We start from the raw sequence: 707 nt of genomic DNA on the forward strand, positions 1-707 counted from the left end.
GGCGCCGGTCCTGCCAATCACCACGGGGACGATCACCCTGCGGCCGCTGCGGACGGTCACCCTGCGGGCGCCGGTCCTGCCAATCACCACGGGGACGATCACCCTGCGGCCGCTGCGGACGGTCACCGTACGGGCGGTCCGAACCCTGCCGACGGTCACCCTGCGGGCGCCGGTCCTGCCAATCACCACGGGGACGATCACCCTGCGGCCGCTGCGGACGGTCACCCTGCGGGCGCCGGTCCTGCCAATCACCACGGGGACGATCACCCTGCGGCCGCTGCGCACGGTCACCGTACGGGCGATCGGAGCGCTGGGGACGGTCGCCCTGCGGGCGCCGGTCCTGCGCATCGCCGCGAGGGGCGGCGCCTCCACCCCCTCGGCGATCACCCTGAGGGCGTGAGCCGCGGGACGCCGGTCGCCCTCGGCCGGAGTCGGACCCACCAGGGCCACGTCGCGGAGCAGTCATCTGTTCTAGGTACCTCTTGGCTAGACGCCGCACACGACCAGAACGGCCGGCGGCGGACATGGAAAAAGCGAACGGGGGTCAGAGCACTCGCTCTGACCCCCGTTCGGTGAAGTATGTCCGGCGGCGTCCTACTCTCCCACCCCGTCTCCAGGGCAGTACCATCGGCGCTGAGAGGCTTAGCTTCCGGGTTCGGAATGTTGCCGGGCGTTTCCCTCTCGCCATGGCCGCCGTAACTCTGTGA

The 707-nt window shown here is 71.1% G+C and carries 1 protein-coding gene and 1 rRNA gene; one reads left to right on the forward strand and one right to left on the reverse strand.

The genetic code is table 11. The annotated features are described in order from the left end of the window. A partial coding sequence (locus tag ACI79P_RS21685) for a hypothetical protein (RefSeq protein WP_456583129.1) occupies positions 1–400 on the forward strand: 400 nt, incomplete at its 5' end. Positions 401–581: 181 nt separating this feature from the next. On the opposite strand, the gene rrf is transcribed toward ACI79P_RS21685, so the two are convergent. Then, positions 582–698: ribosomal RNA gene (rrf, locus tag ACI79P_RS21690) — 5S ribosomal RNA — on the reverse strand. Positions 699–707 lie beyond the last annotated feature (9 nt).

Source organism: Blastococcus sp. SYSU DS0510, assembly GCF_054050835.1.